This is a genomic window from Kitasatospora sp. NPDC059599, assembly GCF_042735125.1.
Taxonomy (GTDB): Bacteria; Actinomycetota; Actinomycetes; order Streptomycetales; family Streptomycetaceae; genus Kitasatospora.
In genome coordinates this window covers 1-18,676 of the sequence record NZ_JBHWCL010000069.1, presented here as the reverse complement: position 1 = coordinate 18,676, position 18,676 = coordinate 1, and the positions used below count along the sequence as shown (strand labels likewise).

Genomic DNA, 18,676 nt, shown 5'->3' with positions numbered 1-18,676 from the left:
CCGGTCCCCCCCGCGGGGCCCGGGGTGCGGGGGGGGGTGGTCGGCCCCCCGCCCACGTTTGCTGCCGCCGGCGGGCCGAGGGAGGCCGGCATTGTGGTGCGGGGGGCCCGGCAGAAGCCCGCGCACGGTTCGGCAGCGCTCCGACGGCGGGCCGGCAGCACGCGGCCCGCGCCTGCTGCGCGTCGCGGTCGAGACGCACGCCGTCACCAGCCACCACGTCCTCCCACTGCTGCCGGGGCACCCGGGCGGCCTGGTCGTGGAGACGACGGACGGGACGGCGGAGTACGACCGCGACACCTACCGCAACACCTTCTTCCCCGACCCGGCCGAGTCCTCCGTGTTGCGGACGGCCTTCTCGCTCGGCCACGCGCTGGGCCACGAGCCGGGCCCGCGCGGCGCCACCGCCGTCGCGCTCACCCCGGGCCGGATGCGCGCCGGGATCATGCCGGAGCACTACGGCGCCACCGAGGAGAACCGGCGCGACGCCGTGGCCGCGGAGCCGCAGTTCGGCATCTCCGAGTCCCCGTCCTTCGTCGGCCGGGCCGTCGCCACCCTCGCCGCCGACCCCGGGGTCGCCCGCTGGAACAGCGGCTCGACGTCCAGCGGGCAGCTCACCCGGGAGTACGGGTCGACGGACCGGGACGGCGGCAGGCCGGACTGCCGGCGCCACCTGGTCGAGGTGACGGACGCAGGCGGGCCACCCGCGCCGGAGGCCTACCGCTGACCCCACGGCCCGCACCGTCGGCGCACCCGCCCCCGGCGACGGGCGGAACTGCCGGTGGAACTCCCCTGCCCCCGCAGCGTGTTGACCGCACCGCCGATCACTCCGAATAATCGGCGGGATCAGGGGCAGCCACGGGGGCGCCCCCGACCGCACCGACCGCGCCGACCAGGGGGACCCATGATCGAGCAGCCACCGCACGCCGGACTCGCCGCACTGGCCGACGAGTACTTCGACGCCGAGAACACCCACAACCCGTTCGACGCGACCCTCAGCGGCGTCGAGGGCTACGCGCACCTGCTGCCCGACCCGTCCCGGGCCGCCGCCCTGCACCACCGCGAGGCCCTGCGGGGCTTCGGCACCCGGCTCGCCGCGATCCCGCTGGACGGCCTGGACGCCGAGGACCGCACCACCCACCGGGTCCTCGCCCGGCTGATCGACAACGGGATCGGCCGGCTCACCCACGGGCTGGCCGAGTTCAGCATCTCGGCGGCCATCGTCGCCCCGCACAACGAGGCCATCACCTCGATCGCCATGGCCTCCGTCGACCACGAGGGTGCCGACGCCTATCTGGAACGGCTCGCCGGCCTTCCCGAGTACTTCGCCGCCTCCCTGGGTACCGCCATGGAGGCCGCCGCCGAGGGCCGCCACCCGCTGCGCAGCGGGGTGGACGCCGCCGTCGGCCAGCTGGACGCCCACCTGGCGAGCGCCCCCGACGCGGACTCCCTGCTGCGCCCGTTGCGGGGCCGCCCGGAGTACGAGCGCGCCCTGGCGATCGTGCGCGACGCCGTCCGCCCGGCGATCGCTTGCTACCGGGCCGGACTGGCCGATCGGCTGGCACCGGGCGCCCGGCCCGACGAGCAGGCCGGCGTCTGCCACGTGCCGGGCGGCACCGAGGGCTACGCCGACGCCGTCGCCCGCTTCACCCGGCCCGGGCTCACCCCGGAGGAGATCCACCGGACCGGCCTGGAGGCGGTCGCGGCGCTGCGCGAGGAGTTCGCCGAGCTGGGCGGCAAGGTGCTCGGCACCACCGACCCGGCGGGCGTGCTGACCGCGCTGCGCGAGGACCGCTCGCTGCGCTTCGGCAGCGCGGCCGAGATGATCGCCCTGGTGGACGGCGCCCTGGAGCGGGCCCGCCGGGCCTCGCCGGACTGGTTCCGCCCGTACCCGATCGCCGACTGCGTGACCCGGGAGGTCGACCCGATCGAGGCGGAGACCGCGCCACTGGCCTACTACCAGCCGCCGGGCCCGGGCGGGCTGCCCGGCACCCACTGGATCAACACGCTCCGCCCGGAGACCAGGTTCAGCTACGAGTACGAGGCGATCGCCTTCCACGAGAGCGTGCCCGGCCACCACCTGCAGCTCGCCGTCGCGCAGACCCTGCACCACCTGCCGCTGTTCCGGCAGAAGCCGAGCGGCCAGCTGACCGCCCACGTCGAGGGCTGGGGCCTGTACACCGAGCGGCTCGCGGACGAGATGGGGCTGTACGGCTCGGACCTGTCCCGCTTCGGCATGCTCTCGCTGGACGCGCTGCGGGCGGTGCGGCTGGTGGTGGACACCGGGATGCACCACGACGGCTGGTCCCGGGAGCGGGCGATGGCCTTCATGCGGGACAACACCGCGACCACCGAGGCCAACATCCGCAACGAGATCGACCGCTACATCGCCTGGCCAGGCCAGGCCACGGCCTACCTGATCGGCCGTCGGGAGCTCGTCCGGCACCGGGAGCGGGCACAGGCCGCGCTCGGCGCCCGGTTCGACGTCCGGGAGTTCCACCACCAGCTGATCGGTCACGGCAGCCTGCCGCTGGGGGTGCTGGACGAGCTGGTCACGGACTGGATCGCCGCGCAGTAGCGGCCGGGCCGGGCGGGCGCGGCCCGGGACAGCGACCGGGCGGGGGCGGCCCGGGACAGCGACCGGGCGGGGGCGGCCGGTCGGGCACGGTCGGGCGAGGTAAGGACGACCAGGGACGACCGGGCGGGTACGGACGACCGGGCACGGGCGGGCGGGGGAACGCGGGTGCAGTGCGGAAACGGTTCCGCGCGCCCGGCAAAGGCTTCCTCCGCCCGGACGTGGCGTCACCCGTTCGGCCCTGTCGACACGGTAGTGTCCGCTGGCGCGGCCCCCGCCATCCGGGTGTCCGCAGCTCACGCACACCCCGATGGAGGAACCCGTGCCGGCTCCCGCCCGCCGCGCCCTGGCCGTGGCCGCGGCCGCGGCCGTCCTGCTCGCCGCAGCCGCCGGCTGCTCGCCCGGCGGCGGCCACACCGCCAAGGGGTCCGCCGGCCGCAGCTCCGCGCCCGCTGCCGGCGACGCCGCCCCGGCCGCGATCGTGACCGGCCCCGGCCCGAAGAGCTCCTACGAGGTCCAGCCGCAACCCGCACCCGGCAGCTGTCACTACCGCTACACCGCGGACAAGCAGCCGCTGCCCGACCCGAACTGCACGCCGGGTGCGATCAGCCCGGCGGTCAGCCAGGACAACCTCAAGGACACCATCTGCAAGACGGGCGGCTACACGTCGGGCATCCGCCCGCCGGCGAACCTCACCGGCAAGGAGAAGACCGAGAACGCCAAGTCCTACGGCTACACCGGCCCGATGGGCGACGCCGAGTACGACCACCTGATCAGCCTGCAGCTCGGCGGCGACCCCAACGACGCGCGCAACCTCTGGATCCAGCCGCCCTCCCCCGGCCACGTCCCGGGGAAGGGTCCGAACAACCCCAAGGACTCGGTGGAGACCCACCTGCACACCGCGATCTGCAAGGGCCAGGTCACCCTCGCCGCCGCCCAGCAGGCGATCGCCACCGACTGGACCACCGCCGAGGTCAAGCTCGGCATCAGCAGGGCCGGCGGCGCGCCGACGCCCGAGGCCGACGCCGACGGGGACTGACGAATCGTTTCGCCCGCGTGCCCGGTCCGTCGGCGTACCGGTCCGTGTCCGCGTGCCCGGTCCGTCGGCGCGCCCGGTCCATCGGCGCACCGGTCCGTCGGCGCGCCGGCTTCGTACCCGCCGCCGGTCCGTCGACGGGGTCACCCGGCCCCTCGTCGGCGCGGCTCAGCGCCCGAGCGACTCCACCAGCTCGGCGATGGTGTCGAACGGCCGGTACTCGGCGAACTCCGCACCCAGCGCGCGGGCCCGCTCGCGGAACCGGCCCTCGCCGAGCACCCGGTCGACCGCACGGCCGACCTCGTCCGGCGCCGGGCGGCCCGTCCGCAGGTCGAGCCCCACGCCCGACCACCGGACCCGGGCCGCCACCTCCGGCTTGTCCTCGCTCGCCCCGGCCACGACCAGTGGCACCCCGTACCGCAGCGCGGTCTGCACCCCGCCGTAACCGCCGTTGGTGACCAGCACGTCGGTGTGCGGCAGCAGTCGCTCGAACGGGACGTGGTCGACGGCCCGCACGTTGCCGGGCAGGCCGCCGATTCGCTCGGCGAGCGCCCGCGGCCCCTCCGGACGTCCGGTGGCGGCGACCACCAGCACGTCCCGCCCCGCCAGGGCGGTGACGGTCGGGGCGACCAGTTCCCCGAGGTCGGTGTTGGCCAGCGTCCCCTGGGTCACCACGACGACCGGTCGCCCGCCGGTCACCTCGTCCCACCACGGCGGCAGCGGCTGCTCGCTCCCGATCGGGCCCGGGAGCGCGCCGATCAGCCGGTAGCCGGCCGGCGCGTCGCTGCGCGGATACTCGAAGCCCGGCACGGTCAGCTGCAGGAAGTGGTCCGGCACGGTCACCGCGGCCAGCCCGCGCGGGCCCTCCGGCAGCCGGACGCCCAGTTCCGCGTACACCTCCTCGGCGTGCCGGCGCAGCGGCTCGCCGCGCCGGTCCGCCTCCTCCCGCAGGGCCCGGTTGCGGGCCCGGCCCTCCTCCCCCGGCAGCGGCGGCAGCCCGGGCCCGAAGGGCGCGGTGTCCACGCTCGGCAGCATCGACGGGGTGACCCCGATGCCGATCAGGGCCGGACGTTCCGGCCGCGGCCGGGCCAGCGCCAGCGCCAGCGCGCCCTGCAGGAAGGCGTCCGCGATCACGGCGTCCGCCGGGAAGTCCGCCAGCAGCGCGAGCAGGGCCCGGTACTGGACGGGTATCGGGTCGAGGAACACGTGCCGCGCGTCGAAGGCGAGCCGCTCCGGACCGGGCGGCAGGCTCGACCGGCCGGGGAAGCTCGTGTCGAGGTCACGGTCGTCGAAGTCCGCCCCGGCGGGCAGCGCGACGAAGCGCACCCCCGCCCGCTCCGCCGCCACGGCGAACCGGGCGCCCCCGAGGAACACCACCTCGTGCCCCCGGGCGGCGAGGTCGGCGGAGACGGCCAGCAGCGGACCGGTGTGGCCGTGGGCGGGCAGGGCGGTGGTGATGATCCTGGACAGCGGGGGCTCCTGCGGTCGGCACTGCGGTTCGTGGTCGGACCCACCGTAGGGTCGCCCGGTTGACGATCGATGAACGCGCCGGCGCCCGGCATCGCCCCCGCCCCCGCCCGTCAGCGTCCGAGCACCGCACCGCCGTTGACGCCGATGATCTGCCCGGTCACGTACCCCGCGGCCGGGGAGACCAGGTAGCCGACCGCGTCGGCCACGTCGGCGGGGGTGCCGGCCCGGCCGACCAGGGTGTCGGCGACCTTCCGGGCGTGGAAGTCCTCGCTCCACCCCGCGCCGAAGATCTCGGTCTCCTCGATGTAGCCGGGTGCGAGCACGTTGACCGTGATCCCGTCCGGCCCCAACTGCCGGGCCAGACCGAAGGCCCAGCCGTGCAGGGCGGCCTTCGCGGCGGCGTAGGAGCCGGCCGAGTGCGGGCCCGCGCCACCGCGTTGGGCCGCCGCCGAACTGATCACCACCAGCCGCCCGCCGGGCCGGCGCAACGCGCCCTGCAGGGCAGTGGTCAGCAGCACGGCGGTGAGCAGGTTGGTGTCCAGGTCGTGCCGCCAGGAGCGGGCCAGGGCGGCCAGGCCGTCGTCCTCGGGCGGGGTGATGATCGCCCCCGCGTTGTTCACCAGTGCGTCCACCGGGCCGAGTTCGGCGATCCTGGCAGCCGCCGCGCCGACCGCCTCCGGGTCGGTCAGGTCGGCGACCACCGGGACGACCCGGCCCGGGCCCACCGTCCACTCGATCTCCTCCTTGGCCTGCTCCAGCACGGCCGCCCGGCGCCCGACGACCACCACCCGGTACCCGTCCCCGGCCAGCCGGGCCGCGATCGCCCGGCCGATCCCGGTGCCGCCGCCGGACACCACCGCGAGCTGCTCCCCCGTCACTTCGTCCCCCTCGCACGTCGATCCACGCGGTCGGGTCGCGGGCACTCCCGCCCCTTCGGTTCCCGACCGCCTCCCCGGTACCGTAGCGAGGCACGTGATCGGGTCGGCACCGGGGGACGGGCGCAATGACATCGACGGACATCAGGGGGAAGGGCCGGGAGACGTCCGACGCGGTCCTCGCCGTGGTCCTGGGCGGCCTGGCGGCGACGGCCGACGGATGGCTGCTGTCGTTGTTCCTGGAGGGCGCCCGGGCCTCGAACGCGCGTCGCGACGCGGTGAACGCGACGCTCCTCCTGACCGTCCTGATCCTCTTCGCCGCTCTGCTGGGCTCGCTCGCCGCGGGCCGCCGGTCGACCCCGCACCGCCGCTGGCGCTGCGCGATGCTCGGCGCCGTCCTCGGCAACCTGGCGCTCCCGGCGCTGCTGGTCGTCGCCATGGTCGTCCACCCGCCGACCGCGTCCATCCCCTGGTAGGCGCCCACCCCCGCGTGGGCGCCCACGGGCCGGCCGCTCCGGGCTGCCTGCGCCGGACTGCCCGGACCGTCAGCCGAACGACGCCAACCGACCGGCCAGGTCGAGCAGTTCCGCAGTCCGCCGAACCCGCCCGCCGAACCCGGGCAGCGTCAGGTGCAGCGGCTCGGTCCAGCGCCGCGGGACGGCATCCAGGCCGTACCGCGCCCCGGCCAGCCCACCCGTGACGGCGGCGACGGTGTCGGTGTCGCCGCCGAGGTCGATCGCGGCGCGGAGGGCGGGCTCGAACCCGTCGGTGGTGCGCAGCGCCCAGACCGCCGAGCCCAGGCAGGGCCAGACGGCGCCGTTGGGCTCGGTGGCCCGGTCGGGATGCCAGTCGGGGGCCAGGACGGTGGCGTAGCGCGCGCGGCTGTCGGGGTCGACGTGGGCCAGGACCTCGGCAATGCCGTCGAGCGGGTCGGCACCGTCGAGGGCGAGGCGGACCAGCTCGTGGAAGATCGCCGTGCCCTCCCAGGCGGCACGGTCCCCGTGGGTGAGGGCGGCGATGCGGCGCCCGGCGTCCATGGTCGCCTGCCGTCCGGCGCGGGCGAAGGCGACCGCGGAGGTCGAGGCGCGCATCAGGGCGCCGTTGCCGGCAGCGCGCAGGGTGGTGTTGAAGTGGACGGCGGCCGCGAGGTCCCAGGGCAGTCCGCTGGTGAGGACGGACTCGGTCTGGATGCCGATGTCCTTGGGGTCGGCGGCGGCCCAGCGACGGAACCGGTCGAAGATGTCGGGGAGGTCCAACCCTCCTCGCTCGACCAGGGATTCGGCAACCAGGACGGCCATCTGGGTGTCGTCGGTGGCCTCGCCGCGCGCCCATCCGCCACCCGCGACCAGCTCGCCGGGGGTGTCGGGGAAACGGGCCGAGAAGGCGCCGGCCGGGCCGAACTCGTAGGGCGCGCCGAGGGCGTCGCCCACCGCCGCACCGACGACGGCCCCGGCCTCGCGCCCGCTCCGGGCCCCCGCCGTGCCGCCGTCGCGGTCCGCCACCGTGCCACCGTCGTGGTCCGTCACCGTGCCGCCGCTGCGGTCCGCCGCCGCGCGGCCGTCGCGGTCCGCCGTCACGGCCGGCCCGGGACGATGGGCAGGCCGCGCTTGTGCTCGGTGCGGCGGTAGTGGCCGAGGACGGTCGCGAAGACCTCCTCGCCGACCGGTCGGCCCTCCAGGAAGTCGTCCAGGGCGTCGTAGGTGACGCCGAGCGCGTCCTCGTCGGGGCGGCCGGGGGCGAGGTTCTCCAGGTCCGCGGTCGGGGTCTTCTTGACCAGCTCGGCGGGAGCCCCCAACGCCTCGGCGATCGCACGCACCTGACGCTTCGTCAGTCCCGACAGCGGCATCACGTCGGCGGCCCCGTCGCCGTACTTGGTGAAGAAGCCGACGGCCGCCTCCGCCGCGTGGTCGGTCCCGACGACCAGTCCGCCGTTGGCGCCCGCCGCCGCGTACTGGACCACCATCCGCTGGCGGGCCTTGACGTTGCCCCGGACGAAGTCCTCGTGGGCGTGGTCGGCGAAGGTCAGGCCGGCGGCGAGCAGGGCGTCCAGGGCGGCGTCGGTCGCGGGCTTGACGTCGACGGTGAGCAGTTCGTCCGGTTCGATGAAGGCGACCGCCCGCCGGGCGTCGTCCTCGTCCGCCTGTACCCCGTAGGGCAGCCGCATCGCACAGAACGCCGCCTCGTACCCTTCGGCGCGCAGCCGGTCGACGGCGAGCCGGCACAGCCGTCCGGCGGTGGTGGAGTCGACGCCGCCGCTGATCCCGAGGACGAGGGTGCGCGCGCCGGCGGCCCGGGTCCGGTCGGCCAGGAAGGCCACCCGGCGGTCGGCCTCCTGCCCGGGGTCGGGGACGGGTGCCACGTCGAGGGCGCGGGCGATCTCCCGCTGGACGGCCAGGGGTTCGGTCATTCGGACTCCTCGGGGCTGGTGACGCGGAACGGGCCCGTCATCGTCGTCACCAGCGAGTACAGCGAGGTGGTGGCGGTGATGAACAGGCGGTTGTTCTTCGGGCCGCCGAAGGTGAGGTTCGAGACGGGTTCGGGGACGAGGATACGGCCGATGAGGGTGCCGTCGGGGGCGTAGCAGTGGACTCCGTCACCGAAGGCCGCCGCCCAGAGCCGTCCGTCGAGGTCGAAGCGGATGTTGTCGAAGCGCGCGCCGACGCCCTTGACGAAGATCCGGTCACCGGTGAGGGTGCCGTCGTCCTGGATGTCGAAGACGCGGATGTGTCCGGCCCGGCTGTCGTTGACGTAGAGCTGCCGCTCGTCGAGGGAGAGGACCAGCCCGTTGGGGCCTTCGAAGCCGTCCGCGGCGATTCGCACCTCGCCGGTGTCCGGGTCGATCCGGTAGACGTTGCGGGCGCCGATCTCGGATTCGGCGCGGTGGCCCTCGTAGTCGGTGGTGATGCCGAAGTCCGGGTCGGAGAACCAGATCGCGCCGTCCGAGCGGACCACCGCGTCGTTGGGCGAGTTGAGCCGCTTTCCCTGGAACCGGTCGGCGAGGACGGTGATCCGGCCGTCGTGCTCGGTGCGGGTGACCCGGCGGTTGCCCTGTTCGCAGCTGATCAGCCGGCCCTCGCGGTCGAGGGTGTTGCCGTTGGGGTGCCCGGCCGGGGAGCGGAAGACGCCGACCGTGCCGGTGGCCTCGTCCCAGCGCAGCAGGCGGTCGTTGGGGATGTCGCTCCAGATCACCTGGCGCCAGGCGGGCAGGTAGAGCGGCCCCTCGGCCCAGCGGCAGTCGCCGTACAGCTTCTCCAGCCGGACGTCGCCGTTGGCGCACCGACGGAACCGGTCGTCCAGGATCTCGTACAGCCCGAACTCGATGGTGCCAGACATCATTCACCTCATGCCGCAGTTGACCGAATGTCGTTCCGACGACCTGGAGTATGCCAGAACGCGGTATGGTCCCACCATGGCCACCACCGATCACCTCGACGACACCGACCGCGCGCTGCTCTCCCTGCTGCAACGGGACGCCGGGCAGGCGTACGCGGCGCTGGGCAAGGCCGTGGGGCTGTCCACGGCGGCGGCGCACGAGCGGGTGCGCAAACTCCGGGAACGCGGCGTGGTCCGCCGCACCACGGTGGAGGTGGACCCGAAGAGCCTCGGGCTCGGTGTGCTCTCCTTCGTGATGGTGGACTCCTCCGCCTGGATGGGCGACTCGGCGCAGGCGTTCGCCGCGATCCCCGAGATAGAGGAGGCGCACATCATCGCGGGCAACGCCTCGGTGCTGGTCAAGGTGCGGACGACGACCACCGAACAGCTCCAGGACGTGCTGCGGCGCCTCTACGCGATCGACGGCGTGAACGGGACGCAGGCGACCGTCGTGCTGGAGACCTTCTTCGAGCGGCCGCCTACCCCGTAGGGTCCCGGAAGCCCGGCGGGCGGGGCTTCTCCAGCGACACCGGGGGCACCGGGGGCACCGGGGGCACCGTGGCCACCGGCGCGTCCGACGCCCCCTCCGCCGCCTCCGGCCCCTTCGGGTGCGTCAGGATGTCGAGGACAAGGCCGCCGTCCACCGTCTCCCGGGCGACCAGCAGCCTCGCCAACTCGTCCAGGTGGTGCCGGTGTTCGGTCAGCAGCCCGAGGGCCCGGCGCTCGGCCTTCCGCAACAGGTCCGCGACCGCCTCGTCCACGGCGCGCTGGGTCCGCTCGGAGTACGGGCGGCGCAGCAGGTCCTCCGGACTGTCGCCGAGGTAGTGCGGGCTGCCGCTGGAGTAGCCGACCGGGCCGAGTTCCGGGGACAGGCCGAACTCGCGGACCATCCGGGTGGCGACCGAGGTGGCGTTGGCGAGGTCGTTGGCGGCACCCGTGGACCCTTCGCCGAAGACCACCAGCTCGGCCGCCCGTCCACCGAGCTGGACGGTGAGCAGATCGGTCAGGTAGCCCTCGCTGTAGAGGTGCCGCTCCGCCTCGGGCAGCTGCTCGGTGGCGCCGAGGGCGACACCGGCCGGGAGGATGGTCACCTTGGCGACCGGGTCGGCGTGCTCGCACAGCGCGGCCACCAGGGCGTGCCCGGACTCGTGCACGGCGACGGCGTGCCGTTCCTCGGGCAGCAGCGCGTTGGAGGACTCCCGGCGGCCGAGCAGCACCCGGTCGCGGGCGGCGTCGAGGTCGTCGGCGGTGAGGGTGGCCCGCTCGGCGCGCACGGCGTTGATGGCGGCCTCGTTGACCAGGTTGGCGAGGTCGGCGCCGGAGAAGCCGGGGGTGCCGCGGGCGATCCGGTCCAGGTCGGCGTCCGGGGCGAGGGTCTTGCCCCGGGTGTGCACGGCCAGGATGGCCGACCGTTCGGCCTGGTTGGGCAGCGGTACGGTGACCTGCCGGTCGAAGCGACCGGGGCGCAGCAGCGCCGGGTCGAGGGCGTCCGGCCGGTTGGTGGCGGCGATGACGACGATGCCGGTGCTCTGGTCGAAGCCGTCCATCTCGGCGAGCAGCTGGTTCAGGGTCTGCTCGCGCTCGTCGTTGCCGCCGACCCGGGTGCCGCCCGCCCGGCGGGCGCCGACGGCGTCGATCTCGTCGATGAACACGATCGACGGGGCGCGCTTGCGGGCCTCGTCGAAGAGGTCGCGGACCCGGGACGCGCCGACGCCGACGAACATCTCCACGAAGCCGGAGCCGGTCACGGACAGGAACGGCACCTCGGCCTCTCCCGCGACGGCCCGGGCCAGCAGGGTCTTGCCGGTGCCGGGCGGCCCCACCATGATCACCCCGCGCGGCCCCTTGGCGCCCGCGGCGGCGTAGCGCTCCGGACTACGCAGGAAGTCGACCACCTCGCTGACCTCCTGCTTCACCCCTTCGTACCCGGCGACGTCGGCGAACCCGGTGGCCGGCCGCTCGGCCTCGATGATCTTCGCCCGGGAGCGGCCGATGGCGCTCAACCCGCCGCCCAGCGACTTCGCGGCCATCCGGCCCGACCAGAGGAAGAGTCCGCCGAAGAGCAGCAGCGGCAGGAACAGCAGCAGCGTGGACCAGAGCGAGCTGCCGCCGGCGGAGCGGGTGCCGGTGACGGTGACGTGCTGGTCGCCGAGTGCCCGGCTGAGCTGGGAGGTGTCCAGCGCGGTGGGGATCTGGCTGGTGAAGCGGGTGCCGTCCTTGAGCGTGCCGCTGACCGCACCGGTGTCGCTGACGTTCACCGTCTGCACCTGGCCGGTGTCGACCCGGTTCACGAAGTCGGTGTAGGCGTAGCGGTTGCCGGGCCTGCCGGGGCTGGAGAACAGCACCAGCAGGAGCAGCGTCGCCAGGACGGCGACGGGCAGCAGCCAGCGGCGCCACGAGGGCGGCGGGGGCTTGGGCGGGCCCCCGGGGCCCTGCTCGGGGCCGCGGCCCGGACCTCGGGTGGGGTCGCGGCCCGGGCCCCGAGCGGTGTTCCAGCCGGGGCTCCGGCCGGGATCGCGCTTCGCCGAAGGACCGGGGCGCGACGCCCGGTCCGGCGCCGGCCCCGGCCCGGCGGGCGGTCCGGAGCCCGACCCGGAACCGGAAGGTGTCGCGGCGTGCCGGGCAGTACCCAACCGGATTCGTGCGATCATCCACGCTCACCGCCTCTCGGGGGCCATAGAGCCTCCGCCTCCATGGTCGGACGCTCGGCGCCCGGACGGGAGTCCGAAGGCCGGCGGTACCGCTCCGGCTCCCCCGCGCCCACCCCCGCCGCGGGCGCCGGGACCGCAGTCCCCGGCGGGTCAGGAGAAGTCGAGCGAGCCCGTCCGGGTCCGCTTGAGCTCGAAGAACTTCGGGTACCCGGACAGCAGCCGGACGCCCTCGAACACCCGGACGGCGTCCTCCCCGCGCGGTATCGCGGTCAGCACCGGGCCGAAGAAGGCGACGCCGTCCACGTGGATGGTCGGGGTGCCGACCTCCTCGCCGACCGGGTCCATGCCCTCGTGGTGGCTCTTGCGCAGCGCGATGTCGTACTCGGTGCTGTTCGCCGCGTCGGCCAGTTCCTCGGGCAGACCGGCCGCGACCAGGGCCTCGCGGATGACCGCGTCGTCGGCGGGCCGGTCCTGGTCGTGGAACCGGGTGCCGAGCTCGGTGTACAGGTCGCGCAGCACGTGCTGGCCGTGCTTCTCCGCGGCCGCGATGCAGACCCGGACGGGGCCCCAGCCGGTGGTCATCAGTCGCTGGTAGCGCTCGGGCAGGTCGGTGCGGCCCTCGTTGAGGACGGACAGGCTCATCACCCGGAAGGTGAGGTCCAGCTCGCGCTGGCGGTCGACCTCCAGGATCCACCGGGAGGTGATCCAGGCGAACGGGCAGACGGGGTCGAAGTAGAAGTCGACCTTGGTGGCCTTCGGCTGGCCGCCGGTCGCGGTGTCGGTGGTCGCGGTGGTCGTCGGGTCGTTCGCCAGGTCGTTCGGCTGGCTGTTCGTCAGGTTGTTCGTCACGTCGACGAGCCTAGCGGCCAAGTGGACCACTCAACAGATCCAATCCATACCGCTTCTATTGGGCCACTTCGGGCTGCTCCGGGCCGGTCGAGGCCGGTTCGGTCCGATTCGGTTCGGTCCGGTCCGGTTCGACCCCCGGCCGGCGGCCCGCTCTCAGCTGCAGGTCGTCCCGTCCGGCGGCACCGTGCCGTCCAGCAGGTAGGCGTCCACGGTCTGCTTCAGGCAGGGGTTCCCGGTGTTGTAGCCGCCGTGTCCCTCGCCCTGCAGGGTGACGGTCACACCGACGCCCGCGCCGAGCTGCTGCGCCATCGCACGGGCGCCCTCCACCGGGGTCGCCGGGTCGCCGGTGGTGCCGACCACCAGGACCGGCGCGGCGCCCGGCGCGGCGACCTCCGGGTGGTCGCCCTTGCCCGGGACGGGCCAGCCGGTGCAACCCGTCAGTCCCCAGGCGGTGAAGGCACCGAACACCGGGGAGGCGGCCTGGAAGGACGGCAGCTGCTGCTGGACGTCCTGGTCGGAGTAGCGCTGCCGCTCGTCCACGCAGCTGATCGCCCGGTTCGCGGCGCTCAGGTTGCTGTAGTGCCCCTGCGCGTCACGCCCGTTCAGGCCGTCGGCGAGCTGCAGCAACGTCGTACCCGTGCCCTGGTCCATCGCCTCGGTGAGGCCGGCGGCCAGCGCGGGCCAGCTCTCCTGGCTGTACAGGGCGCCGGCGATCCCGGTGACGCCCAGGGACTCGGTGAGCTGCCGCCCGTCCTCGGTGGGCAGCGGTGACTGCTCCAACTTCTGCAGCAGCGCGACGACCTTCGCGGTGCCCTCGTCACCGCCGGCACCCGTCGGGCAGGAGGCGCCGAGCTGGGCGGCACAGGCCTTCATGAAGTCGCCCAGGGCGAGTTGGAAGCCCTGGGCCTGGCCGAGCGCGGACTGCTCCGGGTCCTTCGTCGGGTCGACCACCGAGTCCAGCACCATCCGGCCGACCTCCTGCGGGAACAGGTGCGCGTACACGCCGCCGAGCTGGGTGCCGTAGCTGATGCCGAAGCAGGAGAGCTTCGGGTCGCCCAGCACCTGCCGCATCAGGTCCATGTCCCGGGCGGCGCTCTCGGTGTCCACGTACGGCAGCACCGCCGCCGAGTTGTGCTCGCAGGCGGCGACGAACTGCGCGTTGCTGTCGTCCAGGGCCTTCACCGCCGCCGGGGTCTCCGGGGTGTCGTCGACGGCCGCGGAGGCGTCCGTCGCCTTGTCGTCCAGGCACGCCACCCCGGCACTGGCGCCGACCCCGCGCGGGTCGAAACTCACCAGGTCGTAGCGGGTGTTGAGGGAGGCGTAGGCCGGGGCGAGCGCGGGCAGGGTGGCCACGCCGGAGGCGCCGGGACCGCCGAAGTTGAAGAGCAGCGAGCCGATCCGGTGCTGCTCGTCCTTGGCCTTGCTGCGGATCAGCGCGAGGTCGATCGTCCTGCCGTCCGGCTTGGTGTGGTCCAACGGGGCCTTGAGGGTGGCGCACTGCCAGTCGGCGGCCGGCGCCGTGCCGGTGCCGCCCTGGGCGGCGACGGGGGCGCCGCATGCGTGCCAGTCCAGCTTCTGGGCGGCCGGTCCGGTGGCGCTCGCGGAGGTGTCGGCGACCGGGGAGGTCGGCGCGGGCTCGGCGGCGGACGAGCCGTCGCCCTGGCAGCCGGTCGCGGCGGTGAGCAGCAGCGCGGCCAGGCCGAGCGATCCGGCGCTCCGGACGACGGTGTGCATGGGGCGGGTCCACCTCTCGGGTCGGCCGGTCACCCTGGCGCGCGGCGGGACGGCGTGCGCCCGGCGCACGGCCCGGTCGACGCACCACAGACCCTAGGCGCCTGGATCCCGCGCTGCCTTCCGGAAGCCCCCGGCCGGGGGCGCGCGCCGCGCGCCCTGCCACCGGCCACCCGGGTGAGGGTTCACCCGGCCCACCCGGCCCACCCGGCGGCGCCCTTACCGCCGCCGGCCCGCTCGCACCGGGCGCCGGGCACCGGGCACCGGGCACCGGCCACCGGGCACCGGCCACCGGGCACAGAGGGCGAGTCGAGCAACGGCACCACCGCGTGCGACGAGGCCGGCCACGCCGACGTCGACAGCGTGGCCGCCTTCGTCACCGACTACCGCCAGGAGACCCTGCTCCGACTGCGCGACGACACGCCGGACATCCAGTGGCCGCCCACCGGGTCGTCCCCGGCGGACACCGCGAGCCCGGCGAGACGCCGCACCGCCGTCCGCGAGCTGCGCGAGCTGCGCGAGGAGACCGGGCTGGACGTGCCCGGGCTGCGCCCCCACCACCCGGGCCCGCTCCCGGGCCCGGACGAGGACGAGGACGACGCGCCCGCCCGTCGGCCCGCCTTCCACGCGGTCGTGGACGTCGACCCGTCCGAACCGGTCCGCGGCGAGGGCCGGGCACTGCGGCTCCTCCCGATCGCCGAGGCGCCGGGGATGAGGGTTCCGCCGGACCTCGACGTCCACCTGCGCCGGCTGCGGTCCCGGTTGGCGGCCGGGGCGGTGGCGGGTGCAGCGACCGGGCGCGGGCCCGCGACCGCGACCGCGACCGCGACCGGGACCGGGACCGGGACCGGCGGGAACGGGGACGCCGCCTCCCGCGCCGGGGCCGGGGCGTGATCGACGCCGTCCACCGCCACCCCACCGCGCACCGGGCGCTCCTCGGGCAGCCGCTGCCGACGCTCCGGGTGATCGAGATCCAGGAGGAGGCCGGCGAGGTCGCCGAAGCCCTCCTCGGCGTCCTCGGCGCCGACCCCCGCAAAGGCGTCAGCCACACCGTCGCCGACCTTCGGGGCGAACACTGCGAGGTGATCACCGCCGCCGTAGTCACCCTCCGCGACACCACCCCGGATCCGGCCGCCGTCCTCACCGCCCACCTCGCCGCCTGGCACCCCGGACGCACGGGCGCCGCCGGACGGGGAGGCGCCGGCCGGGGAGGCGGGGTACAGGTCGGACCTCCCCGGGAGGGCCCCGGGGCTGACGGCTGAGGCCTCGCGGCCGGCGGCAGGGTCGGGCGTTCGGTGTCACGGCGGTGGCCGGCCCGGCCGGAGGCCTCCCGTCAGTCCGCGGCGTGCGCCCGGCCGGAGGTCTCCCGCAGCCGCCTGACCTCGACGACCGGACGCGGCACGTCCTGGCGGGCGGCGGCGATGAAGTCGACGTCGGCGTCGACCTCGGGGTCCGGCCCGACGACCCGGCGGCCGGCGGTGACGCGGGTCAGGTAGCGCTCGTCGTCCTCCTCGGCATCGGCGCGCAGCCGTACGAAGCTCTCGCCGCCGATCCCCTGCCGGGTCTCCGTCCAGCCCACCCACGGCCCGGGGGTCGCCGCGGCGACACGGTCCTCGATCGCGGTCGGTTCTTCCTCGGACCGCATGATCGGATCCTTCGCCGGCCTCCGGCCGGGTGTCAACGTCCGGTTGCCGTGGGCGAGATGCCGACGCCCGTGCGGGCGGCAGGCCCCGGGCGGGCCCGGCAGGAGAACCGCGGGGCAGCCCCTCGCCCACCCTGCCGATCGGCAGGGTCCAGCCGGGAATCCGGGCCCGAGAACCTCCCGATCGGCACATGTGCGCACGTCCAGTGCCGCGCAAGGATGGCGGTCATCGAGGGCCCTGTCCACGGGCCCGGGGAGGAGGCCCGTCATGGCCGAGGTGTCCGCCGTCTGCACGGTGTTCGCGGTGTCCGCGGCGCTCGCGGCGCTCGCGCTGCTCTCTGGATCGGCCCGGTTCGCGGCGCCTGCCCGGTTCGCGGCCCCGACCCGGTTCGCGATGCTCGCGGCGCTCGCCAGGACCGTCACCGCCCGCGCCGCGCGCACCCGAGGCTCACCCGGGCTGCATCCCCGGCGTGCCGCGAACGGCGTACGCGGGCAGGCGCAGCCCGTCGAAGACGGCCCGGGGCAGGCTCAGTCCGAAGCGCCGCTCGACGGCGCCGAGGGTGCGGCGGCGGGCGTCCGCGCCGCCTCCGCCCGCGGGGGCGGACGGGGTGACGCCGTCCGTCTCCAGGACGCTCGCGGCGACGAGGTCCGGCACCAGCAGGTCGGGCTCCTGGCCCCAGCGCCAGCGCTCCTCGCCGAGGCCGAAGCCGCACAGCACGGCGCCGTCGCGGGCGTAGTCGAGGAGTGCCGGCGGCTGCTCGGGCATGGGGCGGAAGTGGACCACCTCGACGCCGTCGCGCGCTATCTCGGTGAGCAGCTCGCCGCCCGTGGAGTCGCCGTACTCGATGGCGAACGACCAGCCCCCGCACTCCCCGACCCGGATCACGCCGTCGCTGTCGTCGCCGGGGCGGTAGACGTCGATGTCCAGGGTCCGGATCTCGGTGCCGCTGATCGGTGCGGTCCCCGCGGCCGGGTCGGCGCCCATGCGGCGGGCGAGTTCCTCCGGCGGGATCCCCCGGGCGAACACGACCCCGCCGACCTCACCGTCCGTGTCGGGCCCGCCCGTTCCCGGCGAGCCGGTGCCCGGCAGGCCGACCTCCGCGAGCCACTGGATGCCGTCGCCGTCCTGCCGGGATCCCTCGCGCGTACCGTCGGTCATGCCGCCCTCCCCTCGCGCCGGCCTGCGGTGGCCGGGCGCGCCGGTGGGCACCCTAACGGACCGGGCCGATGCCCGGAGCCCGGTAGCCGGAACGCTGCCGGAACGGGGCCGGCCGTGGCCGACGCACCACCCGGGCCGTTCGGAGGGACGGCCTTGCGGGGGCCGAACTCATCCGGCCCGGGTGGCCGTTCGCCCGGCCGCACCGAAGCCGACGCCCTCGGCTCGCCAGGCCTCGCCGCACCCACCGCCCTCGGCTCACCCACCGCCCTCGGCTCACCTGGCCCCGTGCGTCCCGACCCGGTCGGCCACGGCCTCGAACAGCAGCTTCGCGGCCACCTCCGCCCCGTCGGTGCGGATCGTCCCGGCCACGGCCCGCGCGCGTGCGCGGGTCTCGGGCGCCAGGGCCGTGGTGAGCGCGGCGGACAGGGAGTCGACGGTCGGCACGGGGTCGGGGTGCGCGGCGCCGATGCCCAACTCGGCCACGCGGGCGGCCCAGTGCGGCTGGTCCGCGATCCGGGGGACGACGACCTGGGGCGCACCGGCGAGGGCCGCCGCGGTGGTGGTGCCCGCGCCACCGTGGTGGACGACGGCGGCCGCCCGGCGGAACAGCGCCTGCTGGTTGACCTCGCCGACGACCAGGCAGTCGTCCCCGTCGTCGACGGCCGCCAGACCGGCCCAGCCGCGGGCGAGGACCACCCGGCGGCCGAGTGCGCGGCCCGCGTCGACCGCGACCCGGGCGATGCCCTCCGGGGCGTGCGCGGCCATGCTGCCGAAGCCCACGTAGACGGGCGGGTCACCGGCGTCCAGGAAGGCTTCCAGGTCGGCCGGCAGCGGACGGTCGTCGGGCAGGATCCACGCGCCGGTCTGCACCGGGTCGAGTTCGGTCATGCCCTGCGCGGGGCAGAGCGTCGGGTCCGCGGCCACCCACGGCCGCTCCGTGAGGACGTGGTCGCGGACGTTGTCGACCGGCCGCAGGCCGAGCACCGACCGGTGACGGTTGAGCGCTTCGCCGTACAGCCCGTTGACCCGCTGGGCGTCCTGCTCCCACAGCACCCGGTGGTCGGTCTCCTCCTGCGGGGACGGCGTGCCCGGCCGCGCCCCGGGCCGGAAGTGCTGCGACGGCAGTCCGAGGATGTGGAAGCAGGCGAGGACGTACGGGATCCCGAGGTGCTCGGCGACGTCCCGCGCACCGGCCGGCATCAGTCCGGTCGCCAGGATCGCGTCGCAGCCCTCGGCCGCCGCTCCGAGCACGTCGAACCGCGCGTCGACCAGCGCGGGGGCGAGCCGGAACGCGTCCTGCGCGGTGGGTGGCTTCGGGC

Annotated in this window: 17 protein-coding genes and 1 pseudogene; 7 read left to right on the top strand and 11 right to left on the bottom strand. The window is 75.4% G+C overall.

Annotated elements, in window-relative coordinates:
• Positions 1-163 precede the first annotated feature (163 nt).
• The 3 genes and pseudogenes from ACFV04_RS23505 to ACFV04_RS23495 form a co-directional block, all read left to right on the top strand.
• A pseudogene (locus tag ACFV04_RS23505) lies at positions 164-724 on the top strand (short-chain dehydrogenase); the annotation flags it as partial.
• 177 nt (positions 725-901) lie between these two features.
• Positions 902-2,575 (top strand): DUF885 domain-containing protein, encoded by a 1,674-nt coding sequence (locus tag ACFV04_RS23500; RefSeq protein ID WP_380531849.1) that lies wholly within the window; start codon positions 902-904, stop codon positions 2,573-2,575.
• A gap of 307 nt (positions 2,576-2,882) precedes the next feature.
• Positions 2,883-3,611: a hypothetical protein gene (locus ACFV04_RS23495; protein WP_380531846.1), complete on the top strand. Its 729-nt coding sequence runs from the start codon at positions 2,883-2,885 to the stop codon at positions 3,609-3,611.
• Between the two features lie 165 nt (positions 3,612-3,776).
• Here the strand turns inward: ACFV04_RS23495 and ACFV04_RS23490 are convergent, their stop codons facing one another.
• Both ACFV04_RS23490 and ACFV04_RS23485 read right to left on the bottom strand, forming a co-directional pair.
• Positions 3,777-4,985: a glycosyltransferase gene (locus ACFV04_RS23490; protein WP_380531843.1), complete on the bottom strand. Its 1,209-nt coding sequence runs from the start codon at positions 4,983-4,985 to the stop codon at positions 3,777-3,779.
• Positions 4,986-5,188: 203 nt separating this feature from the next.
• Positions 5,189-5,956 carry an SDR family NAD(P)-dependent oxidoreductase gene (locus ACFV04_RS23485; RefSeq protein WP_380531840.1) on the bottom strand — a complete coding sequence of 256 codons (768 nt, stop codon included), beginning with the start codon at positions 5,954-5,956 and terminating at the stop codon, positions 5,189-5,191.
• Positions 5,957-6,081: 125 nt separating this feature from the next.
• Between ACFV04_RS23485 and ACFV04_RS23480 the strand changes: the two genes are divergently transcribed.
• On the top strand, positions 6,082-6,429 hold the full coding sequence (locus tag ACFV04_RS23480) for a hypothetical protein (RefSeq protein ID WP_380344128.1): 348 nt from the start codon (positions 6,082-6,084) through the stop codon (positions 6,427-6,429).
• Positions 6,430-6,498: 69 nt separating this feature from the next.
• Here the strand turns inward: ACFV04_RS23480 and ACFV04_RS23475 are convergent, their stop codons facing one another.
• From ACFV04_RS23475 to ACFV04_RS23465, 3 genes are all read right to left on the bottom strand, one after another.
• The gene (locus ACFV04_RS23475; protein WP_380531897.1) at positions 6,499-7,455 is read right to left on the bottom strand and encodes an ADP-ribosylglycohydrolase family protein; all 957 of its coding nucleotides are present in this window, start codon (positions 7,453-7,455) and stop codon (positions 6,499-6,501) included.
• A 71-nt stretch (positions 7,456-7,526) separates the two neighbouring features.
• Complete coding sequence (nadE, locus tag ACFV04_RS23470; RefSeq protein WP_380531837.1) at positions 7,527-8,360, bottom strand: ammonia-dependent NAD(+) synthetase; 834 nt, start codon at positions 8,358-8,360, stop codon at positions 7,527-7,529.
• Entirely contained in the window at positions 8,357-9,286 is a 930-nt protein-coding gene (locus ACFV04_RS23465; RefSeq protein ID WP_380531834.1) for an SMP-30/gluconolactonase/LRE family protein, read from the bottom strand. The genes nadE and ACFV04_RS23465 overlap by 4 nt, the downstream gene beginning before the upstream one ends.
• A 76-nt stretch (positions 9,287-9,362) precedes the next feature.
• Between ACFV04_RS23465 and ACFV04_RS23460 the strand changes: the two genes are divergently transcribed.
• A complete protein-coding gene (locus ACFV04_RS23460; protein WP_380531831.1) occupies positions 9,363-9,815 on the top strand; it encodes an Lrp/AsnC family transcriptional regulator in 453 nt (150 codons plus the stop codon).
• Here the strand turns inward: ACFV04_RS23460 and ftsH are convergent.
• The 3 genes from ftsH to ACFV04_RS23445 form a co-directional block, all read right to left on the bottom strand.
• On the bottom strand, positions 9,805-11,976 hold the full coding sequence (gene ftsH, locus ACFV04_RS23455) for an ATP-dependent zinc metalloprotease FtsH (RefSeq protein WP_380531828.1): 2,172 nt from the start codon (positions 11,974-11,976) through the stop codon (positions 9,805-9,807). The genes ACFV04_RS23460 and ftsH overlap by 11 nt on opposite strands.
• A gap of 150 nt (positions 11,977-12,126) precedes the next feature.
• Positions 12,127-12,789, bottom strand: coding sequence for a disulfide bond formation protein DsbA (locus tag ACFV04_RS23450; protein WP_380531894.1), 663 nt, complete (start codon positions 12,787-12,789; stop codon positions 12,127-12,129).
• 189 nt (positions 12,790-12,978) lie between these two features.
• A complete protein-coding gene (locus tag ACFV04_RS23445) occupies positions 12,979-14,559 on the bottom strand; it encodes an alpha/beta hydrolase (protein ID WP_380531825.1) in 1,581 nt (526 codons plus the stop codon).
• Positions 14,560-14,733: 174 nt separating this feature from the next.
• Here ACFV04_RS23445 and ACFV04_RS23440 point away from each other — a divergent pair, with 174 nt between their 5' ends.
• Positions 14,734-15,450 carry a hypothetical protein gene (locus ACFV04_RS23440; RefSeq protein WP_380531822.1) on the top strand — a complete coding sequence of 239 codons (717 nt, stop codon included), beginning with the start codon at positions 14,734-14,736 and terminating at the stop codon, positions 15,448-15,450.
• The gene (locus ACFV04_RS23435; protein WP_380531819.1) at positions 15,447-15,818 is read left to right on the top strand and encodes a MazG-like family protein; all 372 of its coding nucleotides are present in this window, start codon (positions 15,447-15,449) and stop codon (positions 15,816-15,818) included. Before ACFV04_RS23440 ends, ACFV04_RS23435 begins: the two co-directional genes overlap by 4 nt.
• Before the next feature lie 71 nt (positions 15,819-15,889).
• Here ACFV04_RS23435 and ACFV04_RS23430 read toward each other — a convergent pair whose 3' ends face one another.
• The 3 genes from ACFV04_RS23430 to ACFV04_RS23420 all read right to left on the bottom strand — a co-directional run.
• A complete protein-coding gene (locus ACFV04_RS23430; protein WP_380531816.1) occupies positions 15,890-16,201 on the bottom strand; it encodes a hypothetical protein in 312 nt (103 codons plus the stop codon).
• A gap of 445 nt (positions 16,202-16,646) precedes the next feature.
• Positions 16,647-17,357, bottom strand: a complete 711-nt coding sequence (locus ACFV04_RS23425; RefSeq protein WP_360267172.1) for a DUF6461 domain-containing protein — start codon at positions 17,355-17,357, stop codon at positions 16,647-16,649.
• Between the two features lie 273 nt (positions 17,358-17,630).
• The coding region (locus ACFV04_RS23420; RefSeq protein ID WP_380531813.1) for a glycosyltransferase at positions 17,631-18,676 on the bottom strand (1,046 nt) is incomplete at its 5' end.

Coding starts and splice junctions, on each gene's coding strand:
- ftsH (WP_380531828.1), bottom strand. CDS start 11,976: ATGATCGCACGAATCCGGTTGGGTACTGCCCGGCACGCCGCGACACCT.
- nadE (WP_380531837.1), bottom strand. CDS start 8,360: ATGACCGAACCCCTGGCCGTCCAGCGGGAGATCGCCCGCGCCCTCGAC.
- ACFV04_RS23480 (WP_380344128.1), top strand. CDS start 6,082: ATGACATCGACGGACATCAGGGGGAAGGGCCGGGAGACGTCCGACGCG.
- ACFV04_RS23445 (WP_380531825.1), bottom strand. CDS start 14,559: ATGCACACCGTCGTCCGGAGCGCCGGATCGCTCGGCCTGGCCGCGCTG.
- ACFV04_RS23460 (WP_380531831.1), top strand. CDS start 9,363: ATGGCCACCACCGATCACCTCGACGACACCGACCGCGCGCTGCTCTCC.
- ACFV04_RS23500 (WP_380531849.1), top strand. CDS start 902: ATGATCGAGCAGCCACCGCACGCCGGACTCGCCGCACTGGCCGACGAG.
- ACFV04_RS23465 (WP_380531834.1), bottom strand. CDS start 9,286: ATGTCTGGCACCATCGAGTTCGGGCTGTACGAGATCCTGGACGACCGG.
- ACFV04_RS23430 (WP_380531816.1), bottom strand. CDS start 16,201: ATGCGGTCCGAGGAAGAACCGACCGCGATCGAGGACCGTGTCGCCGCG.
- ACFV04_RS23425 (WP_360267172.1), bottom strand. CDS start 17,357: ATGACCGACGGTACGCGCGAGGGATCCCGGCAGGACGGCGACGGCATC.
- ACFV04_RS23495 (WP_380531846.1), top strand. CDS start 2,883: ATGGAGGAACCCGTGCCGGCTCCCGCCCGCCGCGCCCTGGCCGTGGCC.